Source organism: Microbacterium sp. UBA7513, from assembly GCF_002478345.1.
GTDB lineage: Bacteria > Actinomycetota > Actinomycetes > Actinomycetales > Microbacteriaceae > Microbacterium.
Map to the genome: position 1 here is coordinate 1 of NZ_DLNJ01000014.1, position 25,172 is coordinate 25,172.

Consider the following 25,172-nt stretch of genomic DNA (forward strand, 5'->3'; position numbering starts at 1 on the left):
AACCAGATGCTCGTCGAGATGGACGGCTTCGACCCGAACGCGAACGTCATCGTGATCGCGGCCACCAACCGTCCCGACATCCTCGACCCCGCGCTGTTGCGCCCCGGCCGCTTCGACCGTCAGATCGGTGTCGACGCTCCCGACCTCAAGGGCCGCCAGAAGATCCTCGAGGTGCACAGCAAGGGCAAGCCGCTGTCGAAGAACGTCGACCTCGAGGTCGTCGCCCGCAAGACCCCCGGCTTCACCGGTGCCGACCTGGCGAACGTGCTCAACGAGGCCGCGCTGCTCACGGCCCGCTCGAACGCGCAGCTCATCGACAACCGCGCCCTCGACGAGGCCATCGACCGCGTGATCGCCGGTCCGCAGCGCCGCACTCGCGTGATGAAGGACAAGGAGAAGCTCATCACGGCGTACCACGAGGGCGGACACGCGCTCGCGGCGGCGGCGATGAACTACACCGACCCCGTGACGAAGATCACCATCCTTCCCCGCGGCAAGGCGCTCGGCTACACGATGGTGCTGCCGCTGGACGACAAGTACTCCGTGACCCGCAACGAGCTGCAGGACCAGCTCACCTACGCCATGGGCGGTCGCGTCGCCGAGGAGCTCGTCTTCCACGACCCCACCACCGGTGCGTCGAACGACATCGAGAAGGCGACCTCTATCGCCCGCAAGATGGTCATCGAGTACGGCATGACGACGCAGGTCGGTCCGGTCAAGCTCGGCACCGAGGGCGGCGACATGTTCGTCGCGCGCGACATGGGCCGTGGCCGCGAATACTCCGAGAAGGTCGCGGAGCGCGTCGATGCCGAGGTGCGCGCGCTCATCGAGCAGGCGCACAACGAGGCGTACGCGGTGCTCAGCGAGAACCGGGACATCCTCGACCGTCTCGCCCTCGCGCTCCTTGAGGAGGAGACCCTCGACCACAACCGCATCGCGGAGATCTTCACCGAGGTGAAGAAGCTCCCCGAGCGTCCGCTGTGGCTGTCCAGCGAGGACCGCCCTGTCTCGGAGCGGCCGCCGATCGAGGTCCCGAAGAAGGACGTCTCGCTCGCCGCCTCCGTCGAGGCGCCGACGGCCCCGCCGCGTCCGCAGCAGGGCTCCGCCGGAGCGGGCAACCCTCGTCCCGCGACGGCGTGACGTGACCGTCGACAAGCGACGCGTCGAGCGGCTCACCAGGGAACTCCTGGAGGCGATCGGCGAGGACCCCGATCGTCCGGGGATCAAGCAGACGCCCTCCCGGATGGCCGAGCTCTACGCGGAGTTCTTCGCCGGGGTGGGCGAGGATCCCGCCGCGCCGCTCGCCCACACGATCAGCGTGACCCGCGGGCCGGCGCCCGACACCCTGCCGTCCGGCGCGGTGCTGCTGCGCGACATCCGCTTCCGCTCGGTGTGCGAGCACCACCTCCTGCCCTTCGCAGGGCACGCGCACATCGCCTACCTTCCGGGCGAGCAGGTCGTCGGTCTCGGTGCGCTCGTGCGCGTCGTGGAGATCCTCGCCGCGCGGCCGCAGGTGCAGGAGCGGCTGGGGGAGCAGATCGCCGACACGATCGCCGAGAACCTCGACGCGCGCGGCGTGCTCGTCGTGCTCGATGCCAGCCACGGCTGCGTGACGATGCGGGGCGGGCGGCAGACCGAGGCCTCGACGCTGACCATCGCGGCGCGCGGGGTCTACACGGATCCCGTGGCACGCGCGGAGCTGGTGACCCTGATCGGCATGACCGTGCCGGGGGTCGGGACGTCGCGCGCATGACCGGTATCTGGGGCATCGTCAACGTCACCCCCGACTCGTTCAGCGACGGCGGGCGGTATCTCGACGCAGACCGCGCGGTCGCCCACGGCCTTCGCCTGCGCGCGGAAGGGGCCTCCGTCCTCGACGTCGGGGGCGAGTCGACCCGGCCGGGCGCAGAACGCGTCGGGGCGGATGAGGAACAGCGCCGCGTTCTCCCGGTCGTCGAACAGCTCGCGGCGGCCGGCGCCGTCGTCAGCATCGACACGCTCAACGCGTCGACCGCCGCAGCAGCCGTGCGCGCGGGAGCGCGCATCGTCAACGACGTCTCCGGCGGACTGGCCGATCCCGACATGCGCGCCGCCGTGGCGGAGTCGGGCGCTGATTTCGCGATCGGGCACTGGCGGGGCTTCTCCGCCGACATGTACGCGAACGCCGATTACCGCCGCGTCGCCCGAGAGGTGGCCGGCGAACTGCGCGAGCGCATCGGCGAGGCGGCGGCCGCCGGGATCGCGCCCTCCCGCCTGATCGTCGACCCCGGTATCGGGTTCGCCAAGGCCGGTGCCCAGAACTGGGACGTGCTGCGGGGCCTCGACGAGATCGTGGGTCTCGGCTTCCGCGTGCTGGTCGGGACGTCGCGCAAGCGCTTCCTCGCCGACGTGCTGCAGGAGGCGGCGCCGGGCGGTGACGGTGTCTCCGAGGAGCGCCGGGATCTGGCCACCGCGGTGACGAGTGCGCTCGCGATGCGCGCCGGCGCCTGGGCGGTGCGCGTGCACGACGTCGCGGCCACCCGCGACGCCCTCGCGATCACCCGCGCCTGGGAAGGCTGAGTGCGAGGTCGGAGCGTCACCGTACCCTAGAGGCATGGACTTCCTCGACGAGATCGTGCTGACAGGGCTGACCGTGTTCGGCCACCACGGCGTCTACCCGCACGAGCGGGAGAACGGACAGGAGTTCACGGTCGACCTCCGGTTGCGGCTCTCCCTCGAACAGGCCGCCGCGTCCGACGATGTGGCCGACACCGTGCACTACGGCGAGCTCGCAGAGCGGGTGGCCGCCGTCGTCGCGGGGGAGCCGGTGAACCTCATCGAGACCCTGGCCGAGCGGATCGCGGACGTCGCCCTCGGCGACCGCCGCGTGCAGCAGGTGACCGTCACGGTGCACAAGCCGCAGGCGCCGATCGCCCTGACGTTCGGCGACGTGGCCGTGACGGTGCATCGGACGCGGGCTCCGGAGTCGCTGGAGGACATCACCACATGAGCCGTAACCTCACCCAGCCCCCGCAGGTGCCCGGACCCCGGCCTCCGCGCCCCGAGACGGTGGCGGTCGTCGCGCTCGGCGCCAATCTCGGAGACCGCGAGGAGACGATCCGCGCCGCGGTCGCGCGCATCGCTCGGCTGCCGCTCGTCTCGGACGTGCGCCTGTCGCGCCTGTTCGAGACGGTGGCGCTCCGCGTGGACGGCCCCGATCCGGACGCCCCCGGGTATGTGAACGCCGTGGCCCTGGTGACCACCCGGCTCGCTCCCGAGATCCTCCTCGGCATGCTGCACGCCATCGAGGACGAGAACGGCCGCGTGCGCGGCGAGCGGTGGGGCGATCGCACCCTCGACCTCGACCTCATCGCCTACGGCGACGTCGTCTCGGACGACCCCCGTATCCAGCTGCCGCATCCGCGGGCGGCGGAGCGGCTGTTCGTCCTGGAGCCGTGGCTCGACGTCGACTCCGACGCCGAGCTCGTGGGGCGCGGCCGGGTCGCCGATCTGGCGGCGGACCTTCGCGCGCGAGGCGAGGGATGAAGCGCACCTCCGCCGGACTTCTCGCCGTCCTCGCGCTCGTCGGCGCCGGAGCCGGCTTCCTCCTCGACCAGATGCTCACGGCGACGGGGCGGGCCACGTTCACGCCGTCCCTCTTCCTCCCGGTGCTGCTCGTCCTCATCGCCGGCGCGTCGCTCGGGGTGGCCTGGCCGGTGCGGCGCAGCGTCCGCTCCGGGGTGCGCATCGACCCGTTCCGTGCCCTCCGGGCCGCGACCCTCGCGCGGGCGTCCAGTCTGCTGGGGGCGATCCTGGCGGGCTTCGGCGCCGGACTGCTGGCCTTCCTCCTCACGCGCCCCATCGATCCCCCGATAGGGTCGACTGTGGCCATGGTGGCGCTGATCGCGAGTGCGGTCGTGCTCGCCATCGCCGCTCTCGTCGCCGAACAGTTCTGCACCCTGCCGAAGGATCCTGATGACTCAGAACCCAGAGACCGCGCCCCTGAACCCGGCGGAGGGCACTGACCTCGGCGCCCTCGACCAGGGCACCTACACGGGCCTGCGCACGGCGCGCAACGAGGCCCGCCTCGAGCTCGACGGCACCTGGCACCAGATCTCGCCGCGCTACGTGGTGTCGCAGATCGTGCAGAACGTCATCGTGCTGGCGCTCGTCGTGGCGGCGGCCGTCGTGCTGAACATCGTGCTCGAACAGGACTGGGTGTGGATCCCGGCGGGGGTCATCATCCTCATCACCCTCGTGACGCTGGTCATCCTCCCGCGTCAGGCGCGGGCGATCGGCTACATGCTGCGGGCGGACGACATCGTGTTCCGCAAGGGCATCCTCTGGCAGCGCATGATCGCGGTTCCGTACGGTCGCATGCAGCTCGTCGACATCACCCAGGGGCCTCTCGACCGGGCGTTCGGCATCTCCCAGCTCAAGATGGTCACCGCGGCGGCGACCACCGGCGTGCAGATCCCGGGCCTCACCCAGGCGGCGGCCGAGGCACTGCGCGACACGCTCATCCAGGTCGCCGAGACCCGCCGGACCGGCCTGTGAGCGAGCCGCAGCTCCCCACGGCCGCGCCCGGGCAGACCTCCGCGGGCACGCCGTCGAGGCACCTCGCGGACGGTGAATGGCACCGGATGCATCCGCTCACGCCGCTCTTCAAGGGCGGCCTGGCGCTCATCATCGTCGGCGGCATCGTGATCGCGAACATGCGTGACCGCGTCATCGCCTGGCTCGTCGGGCAGTTCGCGCCCGAGGAGGCGCACTACGACGACTACACCGGCGGCGACCCGGTGGACTGGGTGCTCGCGAACAACTTCGCCCTGATCGCGCTGCTGGGTGTCCTGGCGCTCGTCGTGGTGCTCGTGGCGATCTTCTGGTTCGTCTGGCGCTTCCAGCAGTTCCGCATCACCGGCGACCATGTCGAGGTGCGCAAGGGCATCATCTTCCGTTCCCATCGCCGTGCGCCCCTCGACCGCGTGCAGGGTGTGAACCTCACGCGGCCGTTCCCGGCACGCATCATCGGCCTCGCGAAGCTCGAGGTCGTCGGCGCGGGCACGGATGCGAACGTCGCGCTCGAGTACCTGGCGACGCCGCGCGCCGAAGGGGTGCGCGCCGAGATCCTGCGCCTGGCCTCCGGGGCGCGGGCCGCTCGGCAGGCGGCGTCGAACCCGGAGGGCGCAGCGACGCCGGGCGGGACCGCTCCGGCTTCGGCCCGGGCACAGCTCGTCGGCTCGATGAACGAGGGCGTCAACGGCCTGCTCGCCGGTGTGGACCTGCAGGATGTCGTCCCCGAGAGCGTCGTCAAGATCCCGGCCGGCCGGCTGATCGGCTCGCAGCTGATCTCCGGGCTGCTGTGGCTGGTGTTCTTCGGCGTGATCTTCGCGATCGCGATCGGCAGCACCCTCATCGGCATCCTCGTCGACGGCGATCCCGACGGCGGGATCGTCCTCCTCGGCATCGGTCTCGGCATGGGCGTTCCCATGGTCATCGCCGTGGTCGGTATCACGTGGGCGCAGATCTCCAAGTCGCTGCGCTACTCCATCGCGCCCACCCCCGACGGCGTGCGCATCACCTACGGCCTGCTCACCACCGTCACCGAGACCCTTCCGCCGGGCCGCATCTTCGCGGTCGAGGTGTCGCAGTCCCTGCTCTGGCGGCCGTTCGGCTGGTGGACCATCAAGATCAACCGGATGAGCGGCAAGAGCGCCGCGCAGCAGTCGTCGAGCAGCGGCCAGCAGTTCAACGTCGTGCTCCCGGTCGGCAAGCGCGCGGATGTGGAGCGGGTGCTGTCGCTCGTGCTCCCCGACGTGCCGGCCGAGAGCATCCCCGCGCTGTGGGACCAGGGCGTCGTCGGTCCGACCGACGCCGACCCCTACCGGACGATGCCGCGCCGGGCCTGGTGGCGGCGACCGTTCTCCTGGAAGCGTCACGGATACACCGTGACGACGGACGGCCTGCTGCTGCGCCGCGGCATCGTGTGGCGGAAGCTCGCGGTCTTCCCGCTCGCGCGTCTCCAGGGCGTGTCGCTGAGCCAGGGGCCCATCGACCGGGCGCAGGGAGTCTCCGGCGCGCAGGTGCACACCGTGCCGGGGCCGATCACCGGCCTCCTCTCCGGGCTCGAGCGGGCCGATGCGCTCGCGCTGCTCAACGAGGTCAGCGTCGCCGCAGCCGAGGCGGCATCCCGGGATCACACCCATCGCTGGAGCGAGCACGCCGCGACCGGAGACCCGGTGGCGCCTCCCGCTCCGCCGGTGTTCGGTGGTCCTGCGACGCCGATGTCTCCCTCGTTCGGAGGGGCGGCATCCGCTCCGCCTGCTCCGCCTGCTCCGCCCGCTCCGCCGGCTCCGTTCGCACCGCCTGCTCCGCCGACCGGTGTTCCGGGTTCGGCGACTTCGCCGGTCCCGCCCGTCCGGACTCCTCCGGTCGCTCCGCCGCCGGTCCCGCCGGTCACGGCGCCTCCGGTCGCTCCGCCGCCCGCTCCGCCCGTCGCGCCGCCACCGCCGCAGACGGCTGCCCCCTCGACCTCCCCGGCGCCGACCGGTCCGACCCCTCCACCCACCCCGCCGGCGCGACCGGACACGTCGCGCGAGGAGTGAGCGTGGTGCGCGACGGTCGCCTCGGCGTCGGCATCGTCGGGGCCGGGCGCGTCGGTCCGGTGATCGGCGCGGCACTGGCCGGAGCCGGGCACGCGATCGTCGGGATCACGAGCGGATCGGACGACGAGCGCGCATCCGCGGTGCTCCCCGGCGTCCCGGTGCTGGACACCCAGGAGGTCGTGCGGCGTGCCGAACTGGTGATCCTCGCGGTCCCCTCCGCCGAGCTGCCGGCCCTCGTCTCGGGCATCGCGGAGCTGGGCGGGTGGCAGATCGGCCAGCTCGTCCTGCACACCGATCCGGCACAGGGCATCGAGGTCCTGCGCCCGGCGGCAGAGCGCGGTGCTATCCCGCTCGCGGTGCACCCGGCGATCACGTTCACCGGGACCTCGATCGATCTCCGACAGTTGCAGGCGGGATTCGCGGCGGTCACCGCTCCTGCCGCCGTGCTCCCGATCGCCCAGGCGCTGGCCGTGGAGATGGGGTGCGAACCGGTCGTCATCGCCGAGGCCGACCGCCCCGCCTATGCCGATGCGATCGCCACGGCCACGGAGTTCTCCCGCTCGATCATCGGCCAGTCGACCTCGCGGCTCCGTGAGATCGGGGTCGAGAACCCGGGTGGCTTCCTGTCGGCTCTGGTGCAGTCGACGGTCGAGCGGGCGCTGCGCGACGCCTCGGAACCGCCGCCGCTCGTCTGATCGCCTTCCCGGCGCGGCGTCTCGGACTCAGCGTCCGCCGGAGAAGCCGCCTCCGCCCCCGCCCCCGGAGAACCCGCCGCCGAACGAGCCACCGGTAGCGGACGAGGTGCCGGTGGACGGGGCCGAGTAGGTCGCGGCCGCCGTGGAGGAGCTCATGAACGCCACGAGCGACGTGCGGAGAGCGAAGGACGTGGGGTCGCCGATCCAGGTCGGGCCGTGCGCCTCCCGGCTGTAGGCACTCTCCAGCACCCGGCCCCACTCGTCCTCCATGCCGAACAGCATCGCGAAGGGGAGGAGGCGCTCGTACACATGGATGACGTCCGCCCCCTCCTCGGTGCGCCGTTCCGCGCCGGTGTAGGACTGCAGCATCCGCAACCGATCCTCCTCCGCGACCCGGATGAACTCGCGCACCCCCTGCAGATGCTCGTACGCCTGCGCACCTTCCGGCGTCAGGACCGTGTGCCGCGAGAAGGTGAAGAAGCTCGAGGCCGCGACGAGCAGTGTCCCGACGGAGATCGCCAGAAGCGCGGGGCCGGCGGACAGTCGTCCGGATGCCACGGCGATGATGGCGACGACGAGACCCGCCACGGCGAGGGCGATCGCCACGGACTGCAGGATGACGGCCGCGCGGCTGCGCACCCTGGTCGTCAGACCCCGGCGGGCGGCCTCTTCGTGACCCTTCGTCGTCAGCGCGGTCATCCGTGTCGCGAAGGCCTCGCTCTCGGTCGGCAGGTCCACGACGCCGTCCGCACCCGCGTGGAGGAAGAGCGCGTCGAGCGCAGCCTGATCGAGGGGGCTCGGCGCGCTGGCGTGGGGCTGTCGTCGCAGCCGGGGCGCATCGGCTGACGCGCCTTCCTCGATGCGCAGGGCGCCGCGGACGGCGAGGTGCACGATCTGGGCGGGCACCACGTTCTTGGCGCCAGGGAGGAGCGCGGCCGCGAGAAGGGGAGGCTGGTCGTCGGGGACGTCGTACTGCGCCACGATGATCCCGGTGGCGCGACGCCGACGTCGGGCGGCGCCCACGGCGACTGCCCATCCGATCGCGGACAGGCCCACGGCACCGGCAGCAGCGAGCACCGGCCCGAGGTCGGCGACGGGATCGGGCAGGCGGGCGGCCGGCTGAGTCACTGTGCCGGGATCGAAGCCGACGGCCACCGTCACCCCGTCCGCGGCGGGTAGAGGCCCGGCTTCGACGTGGAAGGAAGCGGCTTCTCCGTCCGTGATCGGTCCCTCCAGGTCGCAGGGCTCGGTGGATCCGGAGGGGCCGATGTAGCACTTCGTCGCGCCGGTGAGATGGGCGGTCAGCACGGCATCGAACCGGATGTCGGCCCGGAACGTCTCGATCGGTTGCGTGCTGTCGAGCGGGAGGAGATCCCAGTAGAACTCGTCTGCGGCGCGAGAACCGGACGGGTCGGGTGCGCTCCCGACGATGATGTCGCGCATCTCGTACTCGATGACGTAGGTGGTGAGACCGTGGACGAAGTCGTCGTCGCCGGTGAGGATGAAGAGGGTCCCGTCGTCCTCGTCGGTCTCATACGGGACGGCGGCTCCGTCTCCATAGGTGACCGCGAGCACCCGGGTGTCGATGTCAGCGTTCTTGTATGCCGTCGCCAGGCCGCGCACGATGCCGCGGTTCTGGTCGGTATCGGGGAATCGCGCGGCGAGCGTCTCCGTGACCCGCATGTGCGCCCGGCCGTCCTCGTCGAGCCCGACGTCGTACACCGCGTCCCACGAGGCGTAGGAGAACTCATCCACGTCGGCGGCGGCGACGATGGTCGTCGCGGTCGCCGGGGCCACCGCGACGGCGACTTCCGGCGCGAGGACAGGGACGGCGGCGAGAGCGAGGACGGCGCTCGCACGGAGGATCCGAGTGGGGGCCATGCTTCGAGGCTACCCAGCGCATCGCGCGGCGAGGACGTCCCGCGCCATCTCGGTAAACTGGGGAGGACTTCCAAGGAGCCCCGCACATGACTGACGCGCCCGAATCGGCCTCGGCCGCCCCTTCCACCGAAGAGGACATCCACGAGCAGAAGGCCGTCCGCCTCGCCAAGCGCGAGCGTCTGATCGAGAAGCGCTCGGACGCCGGCGGCGGAGCCTTCCCTGTCGCGGTACCGGTGACACACAGCATCCCCGCGCTGCGTGCGGAGTACGGCGACCTCGAGCCCGGCGCCGAGACCGGCGTGGTCGTCGGCGTCGCGGGGCGCGTGGTGTTCAGCCGCAACACCGGCAAGCTCTGCTTCGCCACGCTCCAGGCCGGCGACGGCACCCGCATCCAGGCGATGATCTCTCTCGCCAATGTCGGCGAGGAGTCGCTCGCGGACTGGAAGGAGTACGTCGACCTCGGCGACCACGTCTTCGTGCATGGTGAGGTGATCTCCAGCCGCCGCGGTGAGCTGTCGATCATGGCGGACGACTGGGCCATCGCGTCTAAGGCGATCCTCCCGCTGCCCAACGCCTACGCCGAGCTCAGCGAAGAGGGGCGTGTGCGCAGCCGCTACCTCGACCTGATCGTGCGGGAGCAGGCGCGGACGACCGTGCGTGCGCGCGCGGCGGTGAACGCGAGTCTGCGGTCGACCTTCGCTGCCCACGGGTACCTCGAAGTGGAGACGCCGATGCTGCAGGTGCAGCACGGCGGTGCGTCCGCCCGTCCCTTCGTCACCCACTCCAATGCGTTCGACACCGAGCTCTACCTCCGCATCGCGCCGGAGCTGTACCTGAAGCGCGCGGTCGTCGGCGGTATCGAGCGGGTGTTCGAGATCAACCGGAACTTCCGCAACGAGGGTGCCGACTCGACGCACAGCCCGGAGTTCGCGATGCTCGAGGCCTACCAGGCCTACGGCGACTACAACCAGATGGCGGGCCTGACGCAGGAACTGGTCCAGCAGGCTGCGGTTGCCGTCGCCGGGTCGACCACGGTCACCTGGGCGGACGGCACCGAGTACGACCTGGGCGGTGAGTGGGACCGCATCTCGATGTACGAGTCCCTCTCGGCCGCCTCCGGTCGGACGGTCACGCCCGCGGACTCCGTCGACGACCTGATCGCCTTCGCTGAGGCGAACGGGGTCGATGTGCCGCCTCAGGCCACGCACGGGAAGCTCGTCGAGGAGCTCTGGGAGCACTTCGTGAAGGGTGACCTCGTGCGGCCGACGTTCGTCATGGACTTCCCCGTCGACACGTCGCCTCTCGTGCGCGAACACCGGTCCGTTGAGGGCGTCGTGGAGAAGTGGGACCTCTACATCCGGGGCTTCGAGCTGGCGACCGGCTACTCGGAGCTCGTGGATCCCGTCATCCAGCGCGAACGCTTCGTGGAGCAGGCGAAGCTCGCCGCGCGAGGCGATGTCGAGGCCATGCCGATCGACGAGGAGTTCCTGCGGGCTCTCGAGCACGGCATGCCGCCGTCCGGGGGCATGGGGATGGGCATCGATCGACTCCTGATGGCGATCACCGGCCTCGGGATTCGCGAGACCATCCTCTTCCCGCTGGTCAAGTAGAAGCGAGGCGCTCACGCTCCGCCCCGCCCGCGGAACGCCCACTCCGGCAGAACGGCGCCGCACATCATGGTGTCCAGCAGTAGCGCGAGGCTGTACCCCGGATCGATCTCTCTCGCCATGTCGAGGTAGCGACCCGCGTGCGTGGCACGGCCGAGCGCCCAGGAGAGCCAGGCCGCGACCGTGAGCGGGCCGGGGCGTGCTGCCCGGGGGGCCAGGGCGGTCGCATGTCGGACGGCGTGCAGCGCTGCACGGAGGCGCTCCCCGTCCGGCGCGGGGCCGCGGCCGAGGAACACCCGTCCGATGTCGTCGGGCACCCTGGTGCCGGAGGCGGCGAAAGCCAGCTGCGCCTCCATGGTGCGAATGCCCTGACGGTGATCGGTGGCCCACTGGGCGATCGCCGCGTCGCGCACCGGCGGACGTCCGAGGCACCACACGAGCGCTGCGGCGTCGAACGGCCGCAGAGTGTCGTGGTGATGGACGACGGACTCGAGGAAGGCGGGGATGTCGTCGAGGAGCGCGCACGCCGCGATCACCTCCGGCTCTGCGGAACCGGAGGTGTCGGCCTGCCCTGGCGCGAGGGCGGCGTCGAGGCCGCGCAGGATGCGTGCCACCTGGTCCTCCTCCGGGGCCTGGACAGCCGGGAGCCCCGCGCCGGAGAACTGATCGCCGGAGACGTCGCCGAGGGAGGAACCACCCGGCGGCGTAACGATGTCCGACAGGGGATACAGCGTCGGATCCTCGTCGTCGTAGCGGGCCCATCCCTCGGGCGTCACACACAGGGCCTCGACGGTACGCAACCCCGCTTCCTCGGCGCATCCGAGAAGGGTGTCCACCGTCACAGCTTGGGGGAGGACGAGGCCATCGGGCGTCGTCTGGGGTGGTTCATCGGTGTATACGACCACAGCCAGCGCATCGGTACCGGGGACGCGGCCGAGCAACTCGACGGCCGCTGCGGCGTAGTGCAGGAGAGGAACGGCAGCATCGGGTAGATCGAGGCGCATCGCCCCGTCGCTGCGGCTGCCGTGGAACGGGAGCAGGGCGATGCTCTCGTGCGGCGTGAACCCTGCGAGGGCGGGCACGATGCCGAGGAACTGGGCGGAGTCGGAGGCGCGGAGCACGGTTGTCATGAGGAGAGGTTCCCGTTCTTCCGTCTCCGCCGGACCGGGGACGGAGCGATGTGGACGAGATTCCTGGGAAGCGGCGCCTGTGCACGAGTAGTCGCTCGCGTACGATGGAGGCATGGACAACTTCTGGCTCGCCGCGGCATGGTCGCTCCTGCCGACGGTCGGCGTCAGCATCGTCTTCTTCGTCGTGCTCCGCGGGATCCTCCGGTTCGACCGCACGGAGCGGAAGGTCCACGCGCAGATTGAGGCCGAGGAACGCGCCGCGCGCGGACTGCCTCCGCGGGCCTGAGTCCGCCCCATCCGCTACTGTGAAGCGAGCGTGCCGGCTCCGGTGCGCCTCGGGGTGACGATCCCCGGCGTGGGTGAGGGGGCGTGATGACCGCGGAGTCCTGGGGCTGGTGGATTGCCGCCTTCGTGCTGGTGCTCGACATCATCATCCGCGTCACCGCGATCATCGTCATCCCGCGCAACCGCCGTCCCACCGCGGCGATGGCCTGGCTCCTCGCCGTGTTCTTCATCCCGGTGGTCGGCGTCTTCCTGTTCCTGCTGATCGGGAACCCCCGTCTGCCGCGCGCACGGCGCCGCAAGCAGGAGCAGATCAACGAGTACATCGCCGAGACCAGCGAGCACCTGCACTTCGGGACGCTGCGGCCCAACGCCCCCGCCTGGTTCGGGCCCATCGTGCAGATGAATCAGCGCCTCGGCGCTCTGCCGCTCTCCGGCGACAACGGCGCGCACCTCATCTCCGACTACCAGGAATCGCTGGACGAGATGGCGGAGGCCATCCGCACGGCGCAGGACTACGTGCACGTCGAGTTCTACATCCTGCAGTCCGATGACTCGACGGACAACTTCTTCCGCGCCCTCGAAGAGGTCGCGGCGCGGGGCGTCGCCGTCCGCGTGCTCCTGGACCACTGGGCGAACCGCGGCAAGCCCCGCTACCGCCAGACCATCGCCCGTCTCAACGAGATGGGCGCCGAGTGGCATCTGATGCTTCCGGTGCAGCCACTCAAGGGCAAGATGCAGCGCCCTGATCTGCGCAACCACCGCAAGCTGCTCGTCGTGGACGGCAACATCGCCTTCCTGGGATCGCAGAACATCACCGACTCCACCTACAACCTGCCGAAGAACATCCGGCGCGGTCTGCACTGGGTCGATCTGATGGTGAGGCTCGACGGACCGGTGGTGTTGAGCGTCAACGCGATCTTCCTCAGCGACTGGTACAGCGAGACCGATGTCGTGCTGGAGGAGATCGACATCTCTCACGCCAACATCGGATCGGGGGACCTGGACTGCCAGGTGGTGCCGTCCGGTCCCGGCTTCGAGGTCGAGAACAACCTGCGTCTGTTCCTCGCGCTCCTCTACGCGGCGAAGAAGCAGATCATGATCGTCAGTCCCTACTTCGTCCCGGACGAGGCCCTGCTGCTCGCGGTCACCGCGGCCGTCGACCGCGGTGTCGAGGTGCAGCTGTTCGTCTCCGAGGAGGGCGACCAGGCGATGGTCTACCACGCCCAGCGGAGCTACTACGAAGCGCTGCTGCGCGCGGGGGTGCGGATCTGGATGTACCGGAAGCCCTACATCCTCCACACCAAGAGCCTCACCATCGACGATGAGGTGGCCGTCATCGGGTCGAGCAACATGGACATGCGCTCGTTCGGCCTGAACCTCGAGGTCTCGATGCTCGTCCGCGGCGAGGAGTTCGTCGCCGAGATGCGCGAGGTCGAGGACAAGTACCGGTCGTTGAGCAGGGAGCTGACCCTCGAGGAATGGATGCAGCAGCCCCTGCGCTCCACCGTGCTCGACAACCTGGCACGGCTCACCTCCGCGCTGCAGTGACCCTGCATTCCGTCAAGCCCCGTTTCGCCCGGAGGGACGCGCCGCTAGCCTGAGGGGCATGACTCCCCGCAGGCTTGTGATCGCCGTGTCCTCCGCGCTCGCCGCGGCTCTCCTCCTCGCCGGCTGCACGGTCGGTCCCGGCGGAGCGGCACCGCACTCGACGTCCGACCCGTCCAGCGGTCCCGGGAGCGCGGGGAGCAGCGACGACCAGGACGACATGGATGCGACACTCCTCGACGACGGACGGATGTTCGCCATCGTGAGCTGGGGATCCTCGACGTGCCTGCCCCAGGTCGACGACATCACCGCCGAGGGACAGCGGGTCTCGGTCACCCTCGTCGAGCCGGACGCCGATGGCGCGACGGAGCAGGCCTGCACGGCGGACCTCGCACCGCGCGCGAGCCTGGGCGCGCTGCCCGAGGGCGTCGACCCGACGAAGGACATCACTCTCGTCGTGACCTCCGGCGACCTGCTCGATGAGATCGACGTCGATGCCGATCCCGATGCCACGGCGACACCGGGATCGTCGACCGAGTATCAGCCTTCGGCCGGCTGGTTCGACGACGGTGGGCTCGTCCTCCTGACCTGGGGCTCCTCCAGTTGCGCTCCGGTCGTCGAGACCGTCGAGGGCGACGGGTCCACGGGGACCGTCACGTTCGTCACCGACGAGAACCAGGTGTGCACCATGGACATGGCGCCGCGGGGCACGGTGATCGAGTTCCCCGAAGACGAGGTCGACGATGATGGTCCGTTCCAGCTGACCCTGGTCGGCGGCGGTCTGGAGGGCACGGTCGACGTGCGCTGAGGAGGCGGCTCTCAGAGGACGTGCACCGGGTGCCCGGTGGGCAGAGCCAGCAGGAGTGCGCCGGGGTCGGCGCGGCAGGTGACGCGCACAGCCTCGCCGAACTCGTCGCCGTCGAGCTCGATGGGCGTGGGGGCGGGCGCCGCAGCTTCGGCGCGGGCGCCGCGGAAGTAGTGGACCGAGGCATCCGTGCCCCGGCGTTCGAGCACGAACCGTCCGGCACGGAACCGGCGCAGCACGGAGTTGTCCCACCAGATCTTGCGCCAGACGCCGAGCCAGCCGAGCACGCCGGTCGGCTGGATGACCGCGACGTCGAGGGTCGCGTCGGTGATGGACGCGTCCGGGATGAGGGAGATGCCGGCCGGGAGGGTGCCGCAGTTCGCGAACAGGATGCTGTGCACCTTCGTGGAGTGCAGCCGCCCCGTGCCGATCTGATAGACCGCGCGGAAGGGCTTCGCGCGGGGAAGTGACCGGGCGGCGCCGTCGACGTAGGCGATCCAGCCGACCGACTTCTTCAGATCGGCACGGGTGTTCGCGATCATGTCGGCGTCCAGGCCGATGCCGGCGAGCACGACGAACGCATGCTCCTCCTCGCCGCCGTCCTCCCTGGTCATCCGGGCCCAGCCGATGTCGATGGGGTGGTGGAAGTCGCCGAGGGCGGCGCGGATCATCTCCGTAGGGTCGGCCAGCGGGAGACCAAGGTTGCGCGCGAGAAGGTTCCCGGTGCCGCTCGGGAGGATCGCGAGCGGCACGCCCGTATTGGCGATGGCTTCGGCGACCGCCCGCACCGTGCCGTCGCCGCCCGCCACGAGCACGACGTCCACTCCGCGCGCGAGCGCTTCCGCCGTCGCCCCCTGCCCCGCGTCCTCCACGGTCGTGGGGTAGAAGGCGGGATGGTCCCATCCGGCTTCGCGGGACAGGTCGCGGACCTGCGCGCGCAGACGCTTCCCGTCGACCTTCACCGGGTTGTACACGAGCGCCGCCTGCTTCCGAACGGGAGGACTCGTGGTCATGGCGCTACTCTAGACCGGCATCGTCCGAGGAGAGCGGCGCCGATGGAGGGACACCCAGCCGCCCGGTCCCCGGGCCCACACCTCGTAGACTTGCGGCATGATCGACCTCGCACTCCTCCGCGACAACCCGGAGATCGTCCGCCGTTCGCAGGCTGCCCGTGGCAATGACCAGAGCACCGTCGACGTCGCACTCGAGGCCGACCGATCGCGCCGCGCCGCGCTCGCCGCGTTCGAGGAGCTGCGCGCCGAGCAGAATGCCTTCGGCAAGCTGGTCGCGAAGGCGCCCAAGGAGGAGAAGGCCGCCCTGGTCGCGCAGGCCAAGGACCTCGCCGACCGGGTCAAGCAGGCCCAGCACGCGGCGAACGAAGCGGCCGAGGCCGCTGCGACGGCACTCGCGCGGATCGAGAACGTCGTGATCGACGGCGTCCCGGCCGGCGGCGAGGAGGACTTCGTCGAGCTGCGTCGCGTGGGCGAGGTGCCGGCCTTCGACTTCGAGCCGCGGGATCACCTCGAACTCGGGGAAATGCTCGGCGCGATCGACATGGAGCGCGGCGCCAAGGTCTCCGGCGCGCGCTTCTACTTCCTGCGCGGGATCGGTGCCCGCCTCGAGATCGCACTCATGAACCTCGCTCTCGACAAGGCGCTGCAGAACGGCTTCGTGCCGCTGATCACGCCGACCCTCGTGCGCCCCGAGATCATGCAGGGCACGGGGTTCCTGGGCGAGCACGCCGACGAGGTGTACCACCTCGACAAGGACGACGACCTCTACCTCGTCGGCACCAGCGAGGTCGCTCTCGCCGGGTACCACAAGGACGAGATCGTCGACCTCGCGCCCGGCGCCCTCCGCTACGCCGGATGGTCGACCTGCTACCGCCGGGAAGCCGGCTCGCACGGCAAGGACACCCGGGGCATCATCCGCGTGCATCAGTTCAACAAGCTGGAGATGTTCGTCTACACGACCGCCGAGGATGCCGAGGCGGAGCACCTGCGCCTCGTCGCTCTGCAGGAGGAGATGCTGACCTCGCTCGGCCTCGCCTACCGCGTGATCGACGTCGCCGCGGGAGACCTCGGGTCGAGCGCGGCGCGGAAGTACGACATCGAGGCCTGGGTGCCCACGCAGGGCGCGTTCCGCGAGCTGACCTCCACCTCGAACTGTACGACCTTCCAGGCGCGGCGTCTCGACGTGCGATACCGCCCCGCGGCGGAGGAGGGCGGTACGGCGCCGAAGACCCAGCACGTCGCGACCCTCAACGGCACGCTCGCGACCACGCGCTGGATCGTCGCCCTGCTCGAGACGCACCAGCAGGCGGACGGCTCGGTGCGGGTTCCCGAGGTCCTGCGCCCCTACCTCGGCGGACTCGAGGTGATCCGCCCGCTCGCCGACGAGCCGAGCACGCGGTGACGGCCCCCTGGCTGGTCGGCCTCGACGTCGACGGGACCATCCTCCTGCAGGACGAGACGATGAGCCCCGGTGTCCCCGAGGCCATCGCCCGCGTCCGCGAAGCGGGGCACGTGGTGACCATCGCGACCGGTCGCAGCTGGATGGCGACCCGTCGCTACGTGGAGGAGCTCGGCCTCACCGCCGAGTACGTGGTGTGCTCCAACGGCGCCGTCACGATGCGCCGTGACGGCGACGAGTGGGAGCGCTGGCACGTCGAGACCTTCGACCCGACGCCGGTGCTCGCCCTGCTCCAGGAGCGCCTTCCGGACGCGCGCTACATGGTCGAGCTCGGGTCGGGGCAGCGGCTGTTCACCGAGCAGCTCGACGACTGGACGCTCGACGGCGGCCGCCAGGTCGACTTCGAGGAGCTCGGGGCCCTCCCCGTCTCCCGCATCGTCGTCGTCTCGCCCGGACACGACGAGGACGACTTCCACCGACTCGTCGCCGACGCCGGACTCAACGAGGTCTCGTACGCGATCGGCTGGACGGCCTGGCTGGACATCGCACCGCAGGGAGTGGACAAGGGCACGGCCCTGGAACGCGTGCGCGACGAGCTCGGTCTGGACGCCGCGCGCGTGCTCGTCGCCGGAGACGGACGCAACGACATCGGCATGTTCGGCTGGGCACGCAGCGGCGGTGGGCGTGCGGTGGCCATGGGACAGGCGCCGGTCGAGGTGAAGGACGCCGCGGGTGAGATCACCGCGGACGTCGAGCAGGGAGGGCTCGCCAGCGCCCTGGACACGCTTCCAGCACCCGCCCAGGTCGACGCAGGAGAATAGAACTCGGCTAGACTCGCGCCTGGTCGGCAGATGTTTCTGTCGGGAGGGTTGTCCGAGCGGCCGATGGAGCTGGTCTTGAAAACCAGTGGGCAGAGATGTCTCGTGGGTTCGAATCCCACACCCTCCGCTTCCTGAGCGCGGTACCCCCGCCGTCGCTGAATTCGAAAGGGCCCGAGTGAGCGAGAACACCCGCCGCCGCCGCACCGTCGCGCGACATGGTCAGCTGCGCTCGCCCGGCGCCGTCAGCCAGCTCCTCCGGCTTCTCGCGATCAGCATGGCGGTGGTGCTCGTCAGCGGTATCGGCGTCGCGGCCTACTTCTACCTCGATTTCTCCAACACCGTCTCGGCGAACGCCGTCGACCTCGACGGCCAGGAAGACCTGCCGCCGGACATCGGGGAGTACAAGGGCGGCTTCAACCTCGTCCTCACCGGCGTCGACACCTGCGAGGACGATTACAAGCAGTACTTCGGCGATCGGTGCACCGGCGGGGATGCGGAGGGCACCCTCAACGACGTGAATCTGCTCGTGCACGTCTCGGAGGAGCCGCGGCGGATCACGGTCGTCAGCTTCCCGCGCGACCTGATGATCCCCATCCCGTCCTGTGAGGACGAGGACGGCAACGCCACCGCCGCGATGAGCAAGCAGCCCCTGAACGTCGCCTACACCGACGGCGGACTGAACTGCGTCGTCCGCACGATCTCGGCCCTCACGGACCAGGAGGTGCAGTTCGCCGCCTCCGTGACGTTCGGCGGGGTCATCGAGATCACCAACGCGATCGGCGGTGTCGACGTCTGCCTCGCCAACCCGATCCGCGACCGCTACACGGGTCTCGACATGTCTGCCGGCACGCACACCGTCCAGGGGCTCGAGGCTCTACAGTTCCTCCGCACCCGTCACGGCGTCGGCGACGGCAGCGACCTGGGCCGCATCGGCAACCAGCAGCAGTACATGTCGAGCCTCGCCCGCAAGCTCATCAGCGGCGAGGTGCTGGGCAACGTGCCGGTGATGCTGAAGCTCGCCAACACGGGCATCCAGAACCTCGAGACGAGCACGTCGCTCGCCGACCCGATGATGATCGTGCAGATCGCTCTCGCCGTGAAGTCGGTGCCGTTCGAGGACATCGTGTTCGTGCAGTACCCGACCCTGGAGGACTGGGACGACCCGAACAAGGTCGTGCCGAACGACGCGGCCGCCGCGGCGCTCTGGGACGCGATCGAGGCCAACGCCCAGCTGCAGATCACGCACGAGAACACCAGCAACGACGGCGTTGTCGTGCAGGAGCCGACGACACCCACCGCGCCCGCCGAGCCCACCACCCCGACGCAGGAGGCGACTCCGACCCCGACGACCGCTCCGGACGTCGTGGCGCTGCCCGATTCGATCAAGGGCAACTCCGCCGCGCAGCAGACCTGCTCGAACGGCAACGTGCGCTGATCGGCGCTCAGGCGCTCCGCGGGCGGTAGACCGTCGGCGGGTGCGTCGACGCCACGAGAGCACGAAGCTCCGAGAGCTCGGCGGGCGCCGCCCCGAGCGCTCGCGCCTGCACGAGGACGTTACCGAGAGCGGTCGCCTCGACGGGGCCGGCCAGGACGGGAAGCCCGGTGCGGTCCGCCGTCGCCTGGCACAGGAGCCGGTTGAGGGACCCGCCCCCGACCAGGTGGACGACGTCGAGGGGGTGCCCGGCGAGACCGCCCGCCGTCCGGACGGCGTCGGCGAACGCGGTGGCGATGCTCTCCACGACGAGCCGGACGAACGCCGGACGCGAGGCGGGGACGGCGGTGCCGCGGGAACGCAGGAGATCGCTGATACGCACAGGCATGTCGCCGGGGGGCGAGAGCCTGGGGTCGTTCGCATCGAACACCGCCGACGGCGGCGCCGCGGCAGCAGCCTCGGCGAGCAGCCACGACAGGTCAATGGGCGCTCCGTCCTCGGCTTCCCAGGCCCGCACGGTCTCGCTGAGGAGCCAGAGTCCGGTCACGTTGTGGAGGACGCGGAAGCGGTCGTCCACGCCGCGTTCATTGGTGAAGTTGGCGTCCCTCGCCGCCGCCGTGAGGATCGGCTCGACCCGCTCGACCCCGACCAGTCCCCAGGTACCGCAGGAGATGTACGCGGCGCGGGGCGAGGTCATCGGGACCGCGACCACCGCCGACGCGGTGTCGTGCGAACCCACCGCGATCACCGGCAGATCCACGCCGATGCGCTCCGCGATCTCCGGGCGCAGCCGACCGATGACCGTGCCGGGGTCGACGAGGTCCGGCAGGAGAGGGGCGTCGATGCCGAGGCGGGTCGCGAGCGCCAGGTCCCAGGTGCCGGACTCCACGTCCAGCAGTCCCGTCGTCGAAGCGTTGGTGCGTTCGGCGACGCGGGCGCCGGTGAGCAGGAAGGCGAGGAGGTCCGGGACGAGGAGCGCGGTGTCGGCGTCGTGCCGGAGCTCGTCCGCCCGGAGCTGGTAGAGCGTGTTGAACGGGAGGAACTGCAGGCCGTTGCGCGCGTGGAGGTCGTCGAACGGGACGAGGGCGTGCACCTCGTCCACCCCGCGGGCGGTGCGGTCGTCGCGGTAGTGGAACGGCTCCGCGAGCAGCTCGCCGGCGCGGAGGAGACCGTAGTCGACCGCCCACGAGTCGATCCCGATCGACTCGATGCCCGGTTCCCGGCGGACCGCTTCGGCCAGGCCGTCGAGGACATGGGCGACGAGGGCGTCGAAGTCCCAGTGCAGACCGTCGGCGCGGGCGACCGGGCCGTTCGGGAAGCGGGAGACCGGCTCGAGCTCCAGGACGCCCGGCCCCACGCGGCCGATCATCACGCGGCCGCTCGTGGCGCCGAGATCCACCGCTGCGACCGCACGGACGTGCCGTGCGGTCGCAGGCGAGCGGTCGTCGGTCATCGCAGGAACGCCGCGGCGACGCCGGAATCGACGGGGATGTGCAGCCCGGTAGTCCGGCTCAGCTCCGGACCGGTCAGCACGAAGACGGCGTCCGCGACGTTCTCCGGCACGACCTCGCGCTTGAGGATGGTGCGGTTGGCGTAGAACTGGCCGAGGTCCTCTTCCTTGACGCCGTACGTGGCCGCCCGGTTCGCTCCCCACCCGGAGGCGAAGATGCCGGAACCGCGGACCACGCCGTCGGGGTTGATGCCGTTGACCCGAATCCCGTGCTCGCCGAGTTCCACCGCGAGCAGTCGCACCTGGTGCGCCTGGTCGGCCTTCGTCGCCGAGTAGGCGATGTTGTTCGGACCCGCGAAGACGGAGTTCTTGGAAGAGATGTAGATGATGTCGCCGCCGAGCCCCTGATCGATGAGCACCCGAGCTGCCGCCTTCGAGACGAGGAACGAGCCCTTCGCCATCACGTCGTGCTGGAGATCCCAGTCCTTCTCGGTCGTCTCCAGCAGCGGCTTCGACAGCGAGAGGCCGGCATTGTTCACGACGAGGTCGAGGCCGCCGAACGCGAGCACCGCCTCGTCGATCGCGGCCTGCACCGCATCGGCGTCGGCGACGTTGGCGGCCACGCCGATCGCGACGTCCTCGTTCCCGAGCTCGGCAGCCGCGGCCCTGGCCTTGTCGAGGTCGAGGTCGGCGACGACGACGCAGGCGCCCTCCGCGGCCAGGCGGGTGGCGATGGCCTTGCCGATGCCGCTCGCGGCGCCGGTGACGAGCGCGATGCGGCCCTGGTGGGACTTCGGCTTCGGCATCCGCTGCAGCTTCGCCTCCTCCAGCGCCCAGTACTCGATGCGGAACTTCTCGGCGTCGGAGATGGGGGAGTAGCTCGACAGCGCCTCGGCGCCGCGCATCACGTTGATCGCATTCACGTAGAACTCGCCGGCGACCCGCGCGGTCTGGGTGTTCGCCCCGTACGAGAACATGCCGACGCCGGGCACGAGGACGATGAGCGGATCCGCCCCTCGGATCGCGGGCGATTCGGCGGTCGCGTGCGCGTCGTAGTAGGCCTGGTAGTCGGCGCGGTAGGCGGCGTGGAGCTCCCGCAGGCGTTCCGTCTGCTCCTCCACGGTTGCCGTGGCGGGCAGGTCGAGGAGGAGCGGCTTGACCTTGGTGCGCAGGAAGTGGTCGGGGCAGCTCGTGCCGAGGGCGGCGAGGGCCGGAGCCTTCTCGGAGGCCAGGAAGTCGAGGACCACGTCGCTGTCGGTGAAGTGGCCGACCATCGGCTTGTCCGTCGACGCGAGACCGCGGATGGTCCCGGCGAGGGCGGCCGCCCTGGCGCGGCGCTCCGGCTCCGGCAGGGCCTCGAAGCCCGATCGGGTGCTGCCGAACGGTGCGGGAGACCCGTGCTCCGCGATGTACGCGGCGGCGGTGTCGATGATCCACAGGGAGTTCGCCTCCGCCTCCTCCGAGGTGTCGCCCCACGCCGTGATGCCGTGGCCGCCGAGGATCGTGCCGATGGCCTGCGGGTTCGCGGCCTTGATCTGCGCGATGTCCAGTCCGAGCTGGAAGCCGGGGCGGCACCACGGCACCCAGACCACGCGGTCGCCGAAGATCGTCGTCGTGAGTTCCTCACCGTCGGCGGCGGTGGCGATCGCGATGCCCGAGTCGGGGTGGAGGTGGTCCACGTGCGGGGCATCGACCAGGCCGTGCATGGCGGTGTCGATGGAGGGGGCGGCGCCGCCCTTGCCGTGCAGGCAGTAGTCGAACGCGGCGACCATCTCGTCCTCGCGCTCGACGCCCGGATAGACGTCGACGAGCGCGCGCATGCGGTCGAGACGGAGGACGGCCAGGCCGGCCTCGGTCAGGGTGCCGAGGTCGCCCCCGGATCCCTTCACCCAGAGCAGCTCGACCGGCTGCCCCGTCACCGGGTCGATCTCGGTGCCCTTGGCGGAGGTGTTGCCGCCCGCGTAGTTCGTGTTCTTCGGGTCGGCGCCCAGGCGGTTGCTCCGCGCGATCAGTGCGGCGGCGGTGGGGTTCGTCATGCGAGTCCTCGGTTCGTGAGTGAAAAAGCCCGGTCGACGCCGGGGAGTCAGGGGAGCTGCAGGATCCGCGCCGCGAATCGGTCGATCGTCGCGGCGAAGGCGGCTTCCTCGGGGCGGTTGAGGTGCCCGTGGGTGGTGCCCGGCTCGACGACGGCTGCGACCTCGACGCCGGCGGCGGCGAGGGAGCGGGCGAACGCCTCGCCGGACACACGGAGTTCGTCGGTCTCGTCGTTGACCATGATGGTGGGCGGGAAAGAGGCGAGTGCCGTCGGCTCTGCGGTGCCGGGGACGGCATAGACGTCCGCCGTGTCGGGGTCGCTCCCGAGGTAGTTCTCGTACATGCGGCGCACGAAATCGGGGGTGAACACGTCAGCGGAGGGGTCTCCGTCGAGCAGGGCACGCAGCTCCGGTTCGGGAGCGGCCTGCACCGCCTGCAGCGTCGGGTAGGCGAGGACGGCGAGTGCGGGCACGACGCCGCCCTCGTGTGCGAGGCGGAGCGCCGCGCCGGTGGCGAGGTTGCCGCCTGCGCTGGCTCCGCCGATCGCCCACGGTCCGGAGGCGATCTCTGACGACGCGGCCCAGAGGAAGGCCGCCACCAGCTCGTCGTGGGGGACGGGGTAGTGCACCCCGTCCCGCTCGTCCGCACCGAGGCGTGCGGCCCACGCCGCCGTCACCGGGGCGAGGGCGTAGTCCACGCTCACCACGGCGATCCCGTGGTCGACGAACGCCCGCGCGACGGCGTCGCCCTCCGGCATGTCGATGTCGCCGCCCGCGAATCCGCCGCCGTGCGCCCAGACCAGGCCGTGGCCGCTCGGCGACTTCGGGGAGTAGACGCGTACGCGCAGCGGACCGTGCGGTCCGTCGAGGTCGTGGTCGCGGATGTCGTGGGCGGTCATCGGATCAGGCCCCCCAGCCTGCCTGCACGCCACCCACGCGCTCCTGCGCGATCCGCTGCCCGTACCCGGAGGCCGCGTACGCCGCCATCGGGTCGGCGGGCAGACCGCGCTCCTCTCGCCACGCGGCCAGGGCCGGGCGGACGTCGGTGGAGAAGGCGTCCATGAAGACGGCGTTCGCCGTCAGCACGTCGCCGCTGCGCTGGGCGGTCGCCAGCACCTCTCGGTCGACGAGCAGCGCCCGCGCGGTCATCTCCTGCACGTTCAGGACGGAGCGGATCTGTCCGGGGATCTTGTCCTCGATGTTGTGGCACTGGTCCAGCATGAAGGCGACGTCGGGGTTGTTCAGCCCGCCGCCCCGGATCACCTCGAACAGGATCCGGAACAGCTGGAACGGGTCGGCGGCACCCACGATGAGGTCGTCGTCCGCATAGAAGCGGGAGTTGAAGTCGAACGAGCCGAGCTTGCCGAGGCGCAGCAGCTGCATCACGATGAACTCGATGTTGGTGCCCGGCGCGTGGTGACCGGTGTCGAGGCAGACCATCGCCTTGTCGCCGAGGGCGGTCACCTGCACGTAGGACGTCCCCCAGTCCGGGACGTCGGTGTGGTAGAACGCCGGCTCGAAGAACTTGTACTCGAGCACGAGGCGCTGGTGGTCGTCGAGGCGCGCGTAGATCTGCTGCAACGAGTCGTGCAGGCGATCCTGCCGTCCGCGCAGGTCGGCCTGCCCGGGGTAGTTCGACCCCTCCGCGAGCCAGATCTTCAGGTCGCGGCTGCCGGTGGCGTCCATGACGTCGATGCAGGCCAGGTGGTGGTCGATGGCCTTGCGGCGCACGGCCGCATCTTCGTGGGTGAGAGCGCCGAACTTGTAGTCGTCGTCCTGGAAGGTGTTGGAGTTCACCGTGCCGAGGGAGACGCCGTGGTCCTCGGCATGACGGCGCAGGTCGTCGAAGGAGTCGACGATATCCCACGGGATGTGCAGCGCCACGGTGGGCGCGAGCCCGGTGTGGGCGTGGACCTGCGCGGCGTCCGCGATCTTCTCGTACGGGTCGCGGGGCGTGCCGGGAGTGCTGAACACCTTGAACCGGGTCCCGGAGTTGCCGAACGCCCAGCTGGGCAGCTCGATGCTCTGCTTCTCGAGCGCGGCGAGGATGTCAGGGGTGAGGATGCTCACGATGCACGGCCTTCGTTGTCGGTGGCGGGTGTGGCGCTCTCGCCGGCGGCGGCGAGCTGGTCTTCGAGGTGGAACACCTCGGTGAGAGAGGTGGCGGTCTGGTCGGGACGGCCGTCGAGGTCGAGGAAGAAGGGGGCCATCTCGGCCTCCCAGCGCGTGGCGACGGGTGAGGCGGCGAGGTACGCCTGCGCGGCCGCATCGTCATCGGTCTCGTAGTAGCCGAAGAGCACGCCGCCGCTTCCGAGGAAGAGGCTGTAGTCGCGCCGTCCGGCGGCCGCGATCTCGCGGAGCATCTCCGGCCGCACCGGGGTGTGACGGGCGAGGTACTCGGACAGCAGCTCGGGCTTCACCTGGAGCTGGAAGGCGACGCGGGTCATGCGATTCCTCTCGGGGCCCGGCCGGCGCTCGCGGGGAGCGCCGGC

At 70.6% G+C, this 25,172-nt stretch carries 24 protein-coding genes and 1 tRNA gene; 17 read left to right on the forward strand and 8 right to left on the reverse strand.

Annotation, left to right across the window (positions count from 1 at the left end):
- The 9 genes from B2W79_RS06990 to B2W79_RS07030 form a co-directional block, all read left to right on the forward strand.
- Positions 1-1,140, forward strand: a 1,140-nt coding sequence (locus tag B2W79_RS06990) for an ATP-dependent metallopeptidase FtsH/Yme1/Tma family protein (protein WP_292788151.1), incomplete at its 5' end; no start/stop codon positions are given.
- Position 1,141: 1 nt separating this feature from the next.
- Positions 1,142-1,753, forward strand: coding sequence for a GTP cyclohydrolase I (folE, locus tag B2W79_RS06995; protein WP_292788153.1), 612 nt, complete (start codon positions 1,142-1,144; stop codon positions 1,751-1,753).
- Entirely contained in the window at positions 1,750-2,559 is an 810-nt protein-coding gene (gene folP / locus B2W79_RS07000) for a dihydropteroate synthase (protein ID WP_071327674.1), read from the forward strand. The genes folE and folP overlap by 4 nt, the downstream gene beginning before the upstream one ends.
- Before the next feature lie 34 nt (positions 2,560-2,593).
- Positions 2,594-2,989, forward strand: a complete 396-nt coding sequence (gene folB / locus B2W79_RS07005) for a dihydroneopterin aldolase (protein WP_085604020.1) — start codon at positions 2,594-2,596, stop codon at positions 2,987-2,989.
- Entirely contained in the window at positions 2,986-3,525 is a 540-nt protein-coding gene (gene folK / locus B2W79_RS07010) for a 2-amino-4-hydroxy-6-hydroxymethyldihydropteridine diphosphokinase (RefSeq protein WP_292788159.1), read from the forward strand. Before folB ends, folK begins: the two co-directional genes overlap by 4 nt.
- Positions 3,522-4,004, forward strand: a complete 483-nt coding sequence (locus B2W79_RS07015; RefSeq protein WP_071327671.1) for a DUF3180 domain-containing protein — start codon at positions 3,522-3,524, stop codon at positions 4,002-4,004. The genes folK and B2W79_RS07015 overlap by 4 nt, the downstream gene beginning before the upstream one ends.
- Positions 3,955-4,536: a PH domain-containing protein gene (locus B2W79_RS07020; protein ID WP_071327670.1), complete on the forward strand. Its 582-nt coding sequence runs from the start codon at positions 3,955-3,957 to the stop codon at positions 4,534-4,536. Before B2W79_RS07015 ends, B2W79_RS07020 begins: the two co-directional genes overlap by 50 nt.
- The gene (locus B2W79_RS07025) at positions 4,533-6,584 is read left to right on the forward strand and encodes a PH domain-containing protein (RefSeq protein ID WP_292788163.1); all 2,052 of its coding nucleotides are present in this window, start codon (positions 4,533-4,535) and stop codon (positions 6,582-6,584) included. Before B2W79_RS07020 ends, B2W79_RS07025 begins: the two co-directional genes overlap by 4 nt.
- A gap of 2 nt (positions 6,585-6,586) precedes the next feature.
- Entirely contained in the window at positions 6,587-7,279 is a 693-nt protein-coding gene (locus tag B2W79_RS07030; protein WP_292788165.1) for a DUF2520 domain-containing protein, read from the forward strand.
- 27 nt (positions 7,280-7,306) lie between these two features.
- On the opposite strand, the gene B2W79_RS07035 is transcribed toward B2W79_RS07030, so the two are convergent.
- Positions 7,307-9,160 carry a DUF2207 domain-containing protein gene (locus B2W79_RS07035; protein ID WP_292788167.1) on the reverse strand — a complete coding sequence of 618 codons (1,854 nt, stop codon included), beginning with the start codon at positions 9,158-9,160 and terminating at the stop codon, positions 7,307-7,309.
- An 86-nt stretch (positions 9,161-9,246) separates the two neighbouring features.
- Here B2W79_RS07035 and lysS point away from each other — a divergent pair, with 86 nt between their 5' ends.
- Complete coding sequence (gene lysS, locus B2W79_RS07040) at positions 9,247-10,770, forward strand: lysine--tRNA ligase (protein ID WP_292788169.1); 1,524 nt, start codon at positions 9,247-9,249, stop codon at positions 10,768-10,770.
- A gap of 11 nt (positions 10,771-10,781) precedes the next feature.
- Here the strand turns inward: lysS and B2W79_RS07045 are convergent, their stop codons facing one another.
- Entirely contained in the window at positions 10,782-11,897 is a 1,116-nt protein-coding gene (locus B2W79_RS07045) for a DUF4192 family protein (RefSeq protein ID WP_292788171.1), read from the reverse strand.
- Positions 11,898-12,009: 112 nt separating this feature from the next.
- On the opposite strand from B2W79_RS07045, the gene B2W79_RS07050 reads away from it, so the two are divergent.
- From B2W79_RS07050 to B2W79_RS07060, 3 genes are all read left to right on the forward strand, one after another.
- Positions 12,010-12,183, forward strand: coding sequence for a hypothetical protein (locus tag B2W79_RS07050; protein ID WP_167627854.1), 174 nt, complete (start codon positions 12,010-12,012; stop codon positions 12,181-12,183).
- An 86-nt stretch (positions 12,184-12,269) separates the two neighbouring features.
- Positions 12,270-13,730: a cardiolipin synthase gene (cls, locus tag B2W79_RS07055; protein WP_071327664.1), complete on the forward strand. Its 1,461-nt coding sequence runs from the start codon at positions 12,270-12,272 to the stop codon at positions 13,728-13,730.
- A 58-nt stretch (positions 13,731-13,788) separates the two neighbouring features.
- Positions 13,789-14,535, forward strand: coding sequence for a hypothetical protein (locus B2W79_RS07060; RefSeq protein WP_292788175.1), 747 nt, complete (start codon positions 13,789-13,791; stop codon positions 14,533-14,535).
- A gap of 11 nt (positions 14,536-14,546) precedes the next feature.
- On the opposite strand, the gene B2W79_RS07065 is transcribed toward B2W79_RS07060, so the two are convergent.
- Entirely contained in the window at positions 14,547-15,545 is a 999-nt protein-coding gene (locus B2W79_RS07065) for a diacylglycerol/lipid kinase family protein (RefSeq protein ID WP_071327662.1), read from the reverse strand.
- A gap of 97 nt (positions 15,546-15,642) precedes the next feature.
- Between B2W79_RS07065 and serS the strand changes: the two genes are divergently transcribed.
- The 4 genes from serS (at position 15,643) to B2W79_RS07085 (ending at position 19,200) form a co-directional block, all read left to right on the forward strand.
- Positions 15,643-16,947 (forward strand): serine--tRNA ligase, encoded by a 1,305-nt coding sequence (gene serS / locus B2W79_RS07070; RefSeq protein ID WP_071327661.1) that lies wholly within the window; start codon positions 15,643-15,645, stop codon positions 16,945-16,947.
- Positions 16,944-17,765 (forward strand): HAD family hydrolase, encoded by an 822-nt coding sequence (locus tag B2W79_RS07075; protein ID WP_071327660.1) that lies wholly within the window; start codon positions 16,944-16,946, stop codon positions 17,763-17,765. The genes serS and B2W79_RS07075 overlap by 4 nt, the downstream gene beginning before the upstream one ends.
- Positions 17,766-17,807: 42 nt before the next feature.
- Positions 17,808-17,892 (forward strand) — tRNA-Ser (locus B2W79_RS07080).
- 48 nt (positions 17,893-17,940) lie between these two features.
- Positions 17,941-19,200, forward strand: a complete 1,260-nt coding sequence (locus B2W79_RS07085; RefSeq protein ID WP_071327659.1) for an LCP family protein — start codon at positions 17,941-17,943, stop codon at positions 19,198-19,200.
- A gap of 7 nt (positions 19,201-19,207) precedes the next feature.
- Here B2W79_RS07085 and B2W79_RS07090 read toward each other — a convergent pair whose 3' ends face one another.
- The 5 genes from B2W79_RS07090 to B2W79_RS07110 are packed head-to-tail and all read right to left on the reverse strand — an operon-like array spanning position 19,208 to position 25,127.
- Positions 19,208-20,650: a rhamnulokinase gene (locus B2W79_RS07090; RefSeq protein WP_292788181.1), complete on the reverse strand. Its 1,443-nt coding sequence runs from the start codon at positions 20,648-20,650 to the stop codon at positions 19,208-19,210.
- On the reverse strand, positions 20,647-22,683 hold the full coding sequence (locus B2W79_RS07095) for a bifunctional aldolase/short-chain dehydrogenase (protein ID WP_292788183.1): 2,037 nt from the start codon (positions 22,681-22,683) through the stop codon (positions 20,647-20,649). Before B2W79_RS07095 ends, B2W79_RS07090 begins: the two co-directional genes overlap by 4 nt.
- 47 nt (positions 22,684-22,730) lie before the next feature.
- Entirely contained in the window at positions 22,731-23,579 is an 849-nt protein-coding gene (locus tag B2W79_RS07100; protein WP_292788185.1) for an alpha/beta hydrolase fold domain-containing protein, read from the reverse strand.
- Between the two features lie 4 nt (positions 23,580-23,583).
- Positions 23,584-24,750, reverse strand: coding sequence for an L-rhamnose isomerase (gene rhaI, locus B2W79_RS07105; RefSeq protein ID WP_292788187.1), 1,167 nt, complete (start codon positions 24,748-24,750; stop codon positions 23,584-23,586).
- Entirely contained in the window at positions 24,747-25,127 is a 381-nt protein-coding gene (locus tag B2W79_RS07110; RefSeq protein WP_292788189.1) for an L-rhamnose mutarotase, read from the reverse strand. The genes rhaI and B2W79_RS07110 overlap by 4 nt, the downstream gene beginning before the upstream one ends.
- Positions 25,128-25,172 lie beyond the last annotated feature (45 nt).

What these genes read in the sequence shown, in the direction of transcription:
- serS (WP_071327661.1), top strand. Translation starts at nt 15,643, where the DNA reads ATGATCGACCTCGCACTCCTCCGCGACAACCCGGAGATCGTCCGCCGT.
- B2W79_RS07015 (WP_071327671.1), top strand. Translation starts at nt 3,522, where the DNA reads ATGAAGCGCACCTCCGCCGGACTTCTCGCCGTCCTCGCGCTCGTCGGC.
- B2W79_RS07090 (WP_292788181.1), bottom strand. Translation starts at nt 20,650, where the DNA reads ATGACCGACGACCGCTCGCCTGCGACCGCACGGCACGTCCGTGCGGTC.
- B2W79_RS07095 (WP_292788183.1), bottom strand. Translation starts at nt 22,683, where the DNA reads ATGACGAACCCCACCGCCGCCGCACTGATCGCGCGGAGCAACCGCCTG.
- B2W79_RS07035 (WP_292788167.1), bottom strand. Translation starts at nt 9,160, where the DNA reads ATGGCCCCCACTCGGATCCTCCGTGCGAGCGCCGTCCTCGCTCTCGCC.
- folB (WP_085604020.1), top strand. Translation starts at nt 2,594, where the DNA reads ATGGACTTCCTCGACGAGATCGTGCTGACAGGGCTGACCGTGTTCGGC.
- lysS (WP_292788169.1), top strand. Translation starts at nt 9,247, where the DNA reads ATGACTGACGCGCCCGAATCGGCCTCGGCCGCCCCTTCCACCGAAGAG.
- B2W79_RS07100 (WP_292788185.1), bottom strand. Translation starts at nt 23,579, where the DNA reads ATGACCGCCCACGACATCCGCGACCACGACCTCGACGGACCGCACGGT.
- B2W79_RS07045 (WP_292788171.1), bottom strand. Translation starts at nt 11,897, where the DNA reads ATGACAACCGTGCTCCGCGCCTCCGACTCCGCCCAGTTCCTCGGCATC.
- cls (WP_071327664.1), top strand. Translation starts at nt 12,270, where the DNA reads ATGACCGCGGAGTCCTGGGGCTGGTGGATTGCCGCCTTCGTGCTGGTG.
- B2W79_RS07110 (WP_292788189.1), bottom strand. Translation starts at nt 25,127, where the DNA reads ATGACCCGCGTCGCCTTCCAGCTCCAGGTGAAGCCCGAGCTGCTGTCC.
- B2W79_RS07060 (WP_292788175.1), top strand. Translation starts at nt 13,789, where the DNA reads ATGACTCCCCGCAGGCTTGTGATCGCCGTGTCCTCCGCGCTCGCCGCG.
- B2W79_RS07020 (WP_071327670.1), top strand. Translation starts at nt 3,955, where the DNA reads ATGACTCAGAACCCAGAGACCGCGCCCCTGAACCCGGCGGAGGGCACT.
- folK (WP_292788159.1), top strand. Translation starts at nt 2,986, where the DNA reads ATGAGCCGTAACCTCACCCAGCCCCCGCAGGTGCCCGGACCCCGGCCT.
- B2W79_RS07065 (WP_071327662.1), bottom strand. Translation starts at nt 15,545, where the DNA reads ATGACCACGAGTCCTCCCGTTCGGAAGCAGGCGGCGCTCGTGTACAAC.
- folP (WP_071327674.1), top strand. Translation starts at nt 1,750, where the DNA reads ATGACCGGTATCTGGGGCATCGTCAACGTCACCCCCGACTCGTTCAGC.
- B2W79_RS07050 (WP_167627854.1), top strand. Translation starts at nt 12,010, where the DNA reads ATGGACAACTTCTGGCTCGCCGCGGCATGGTCGCTCCTGCCGACGGTC.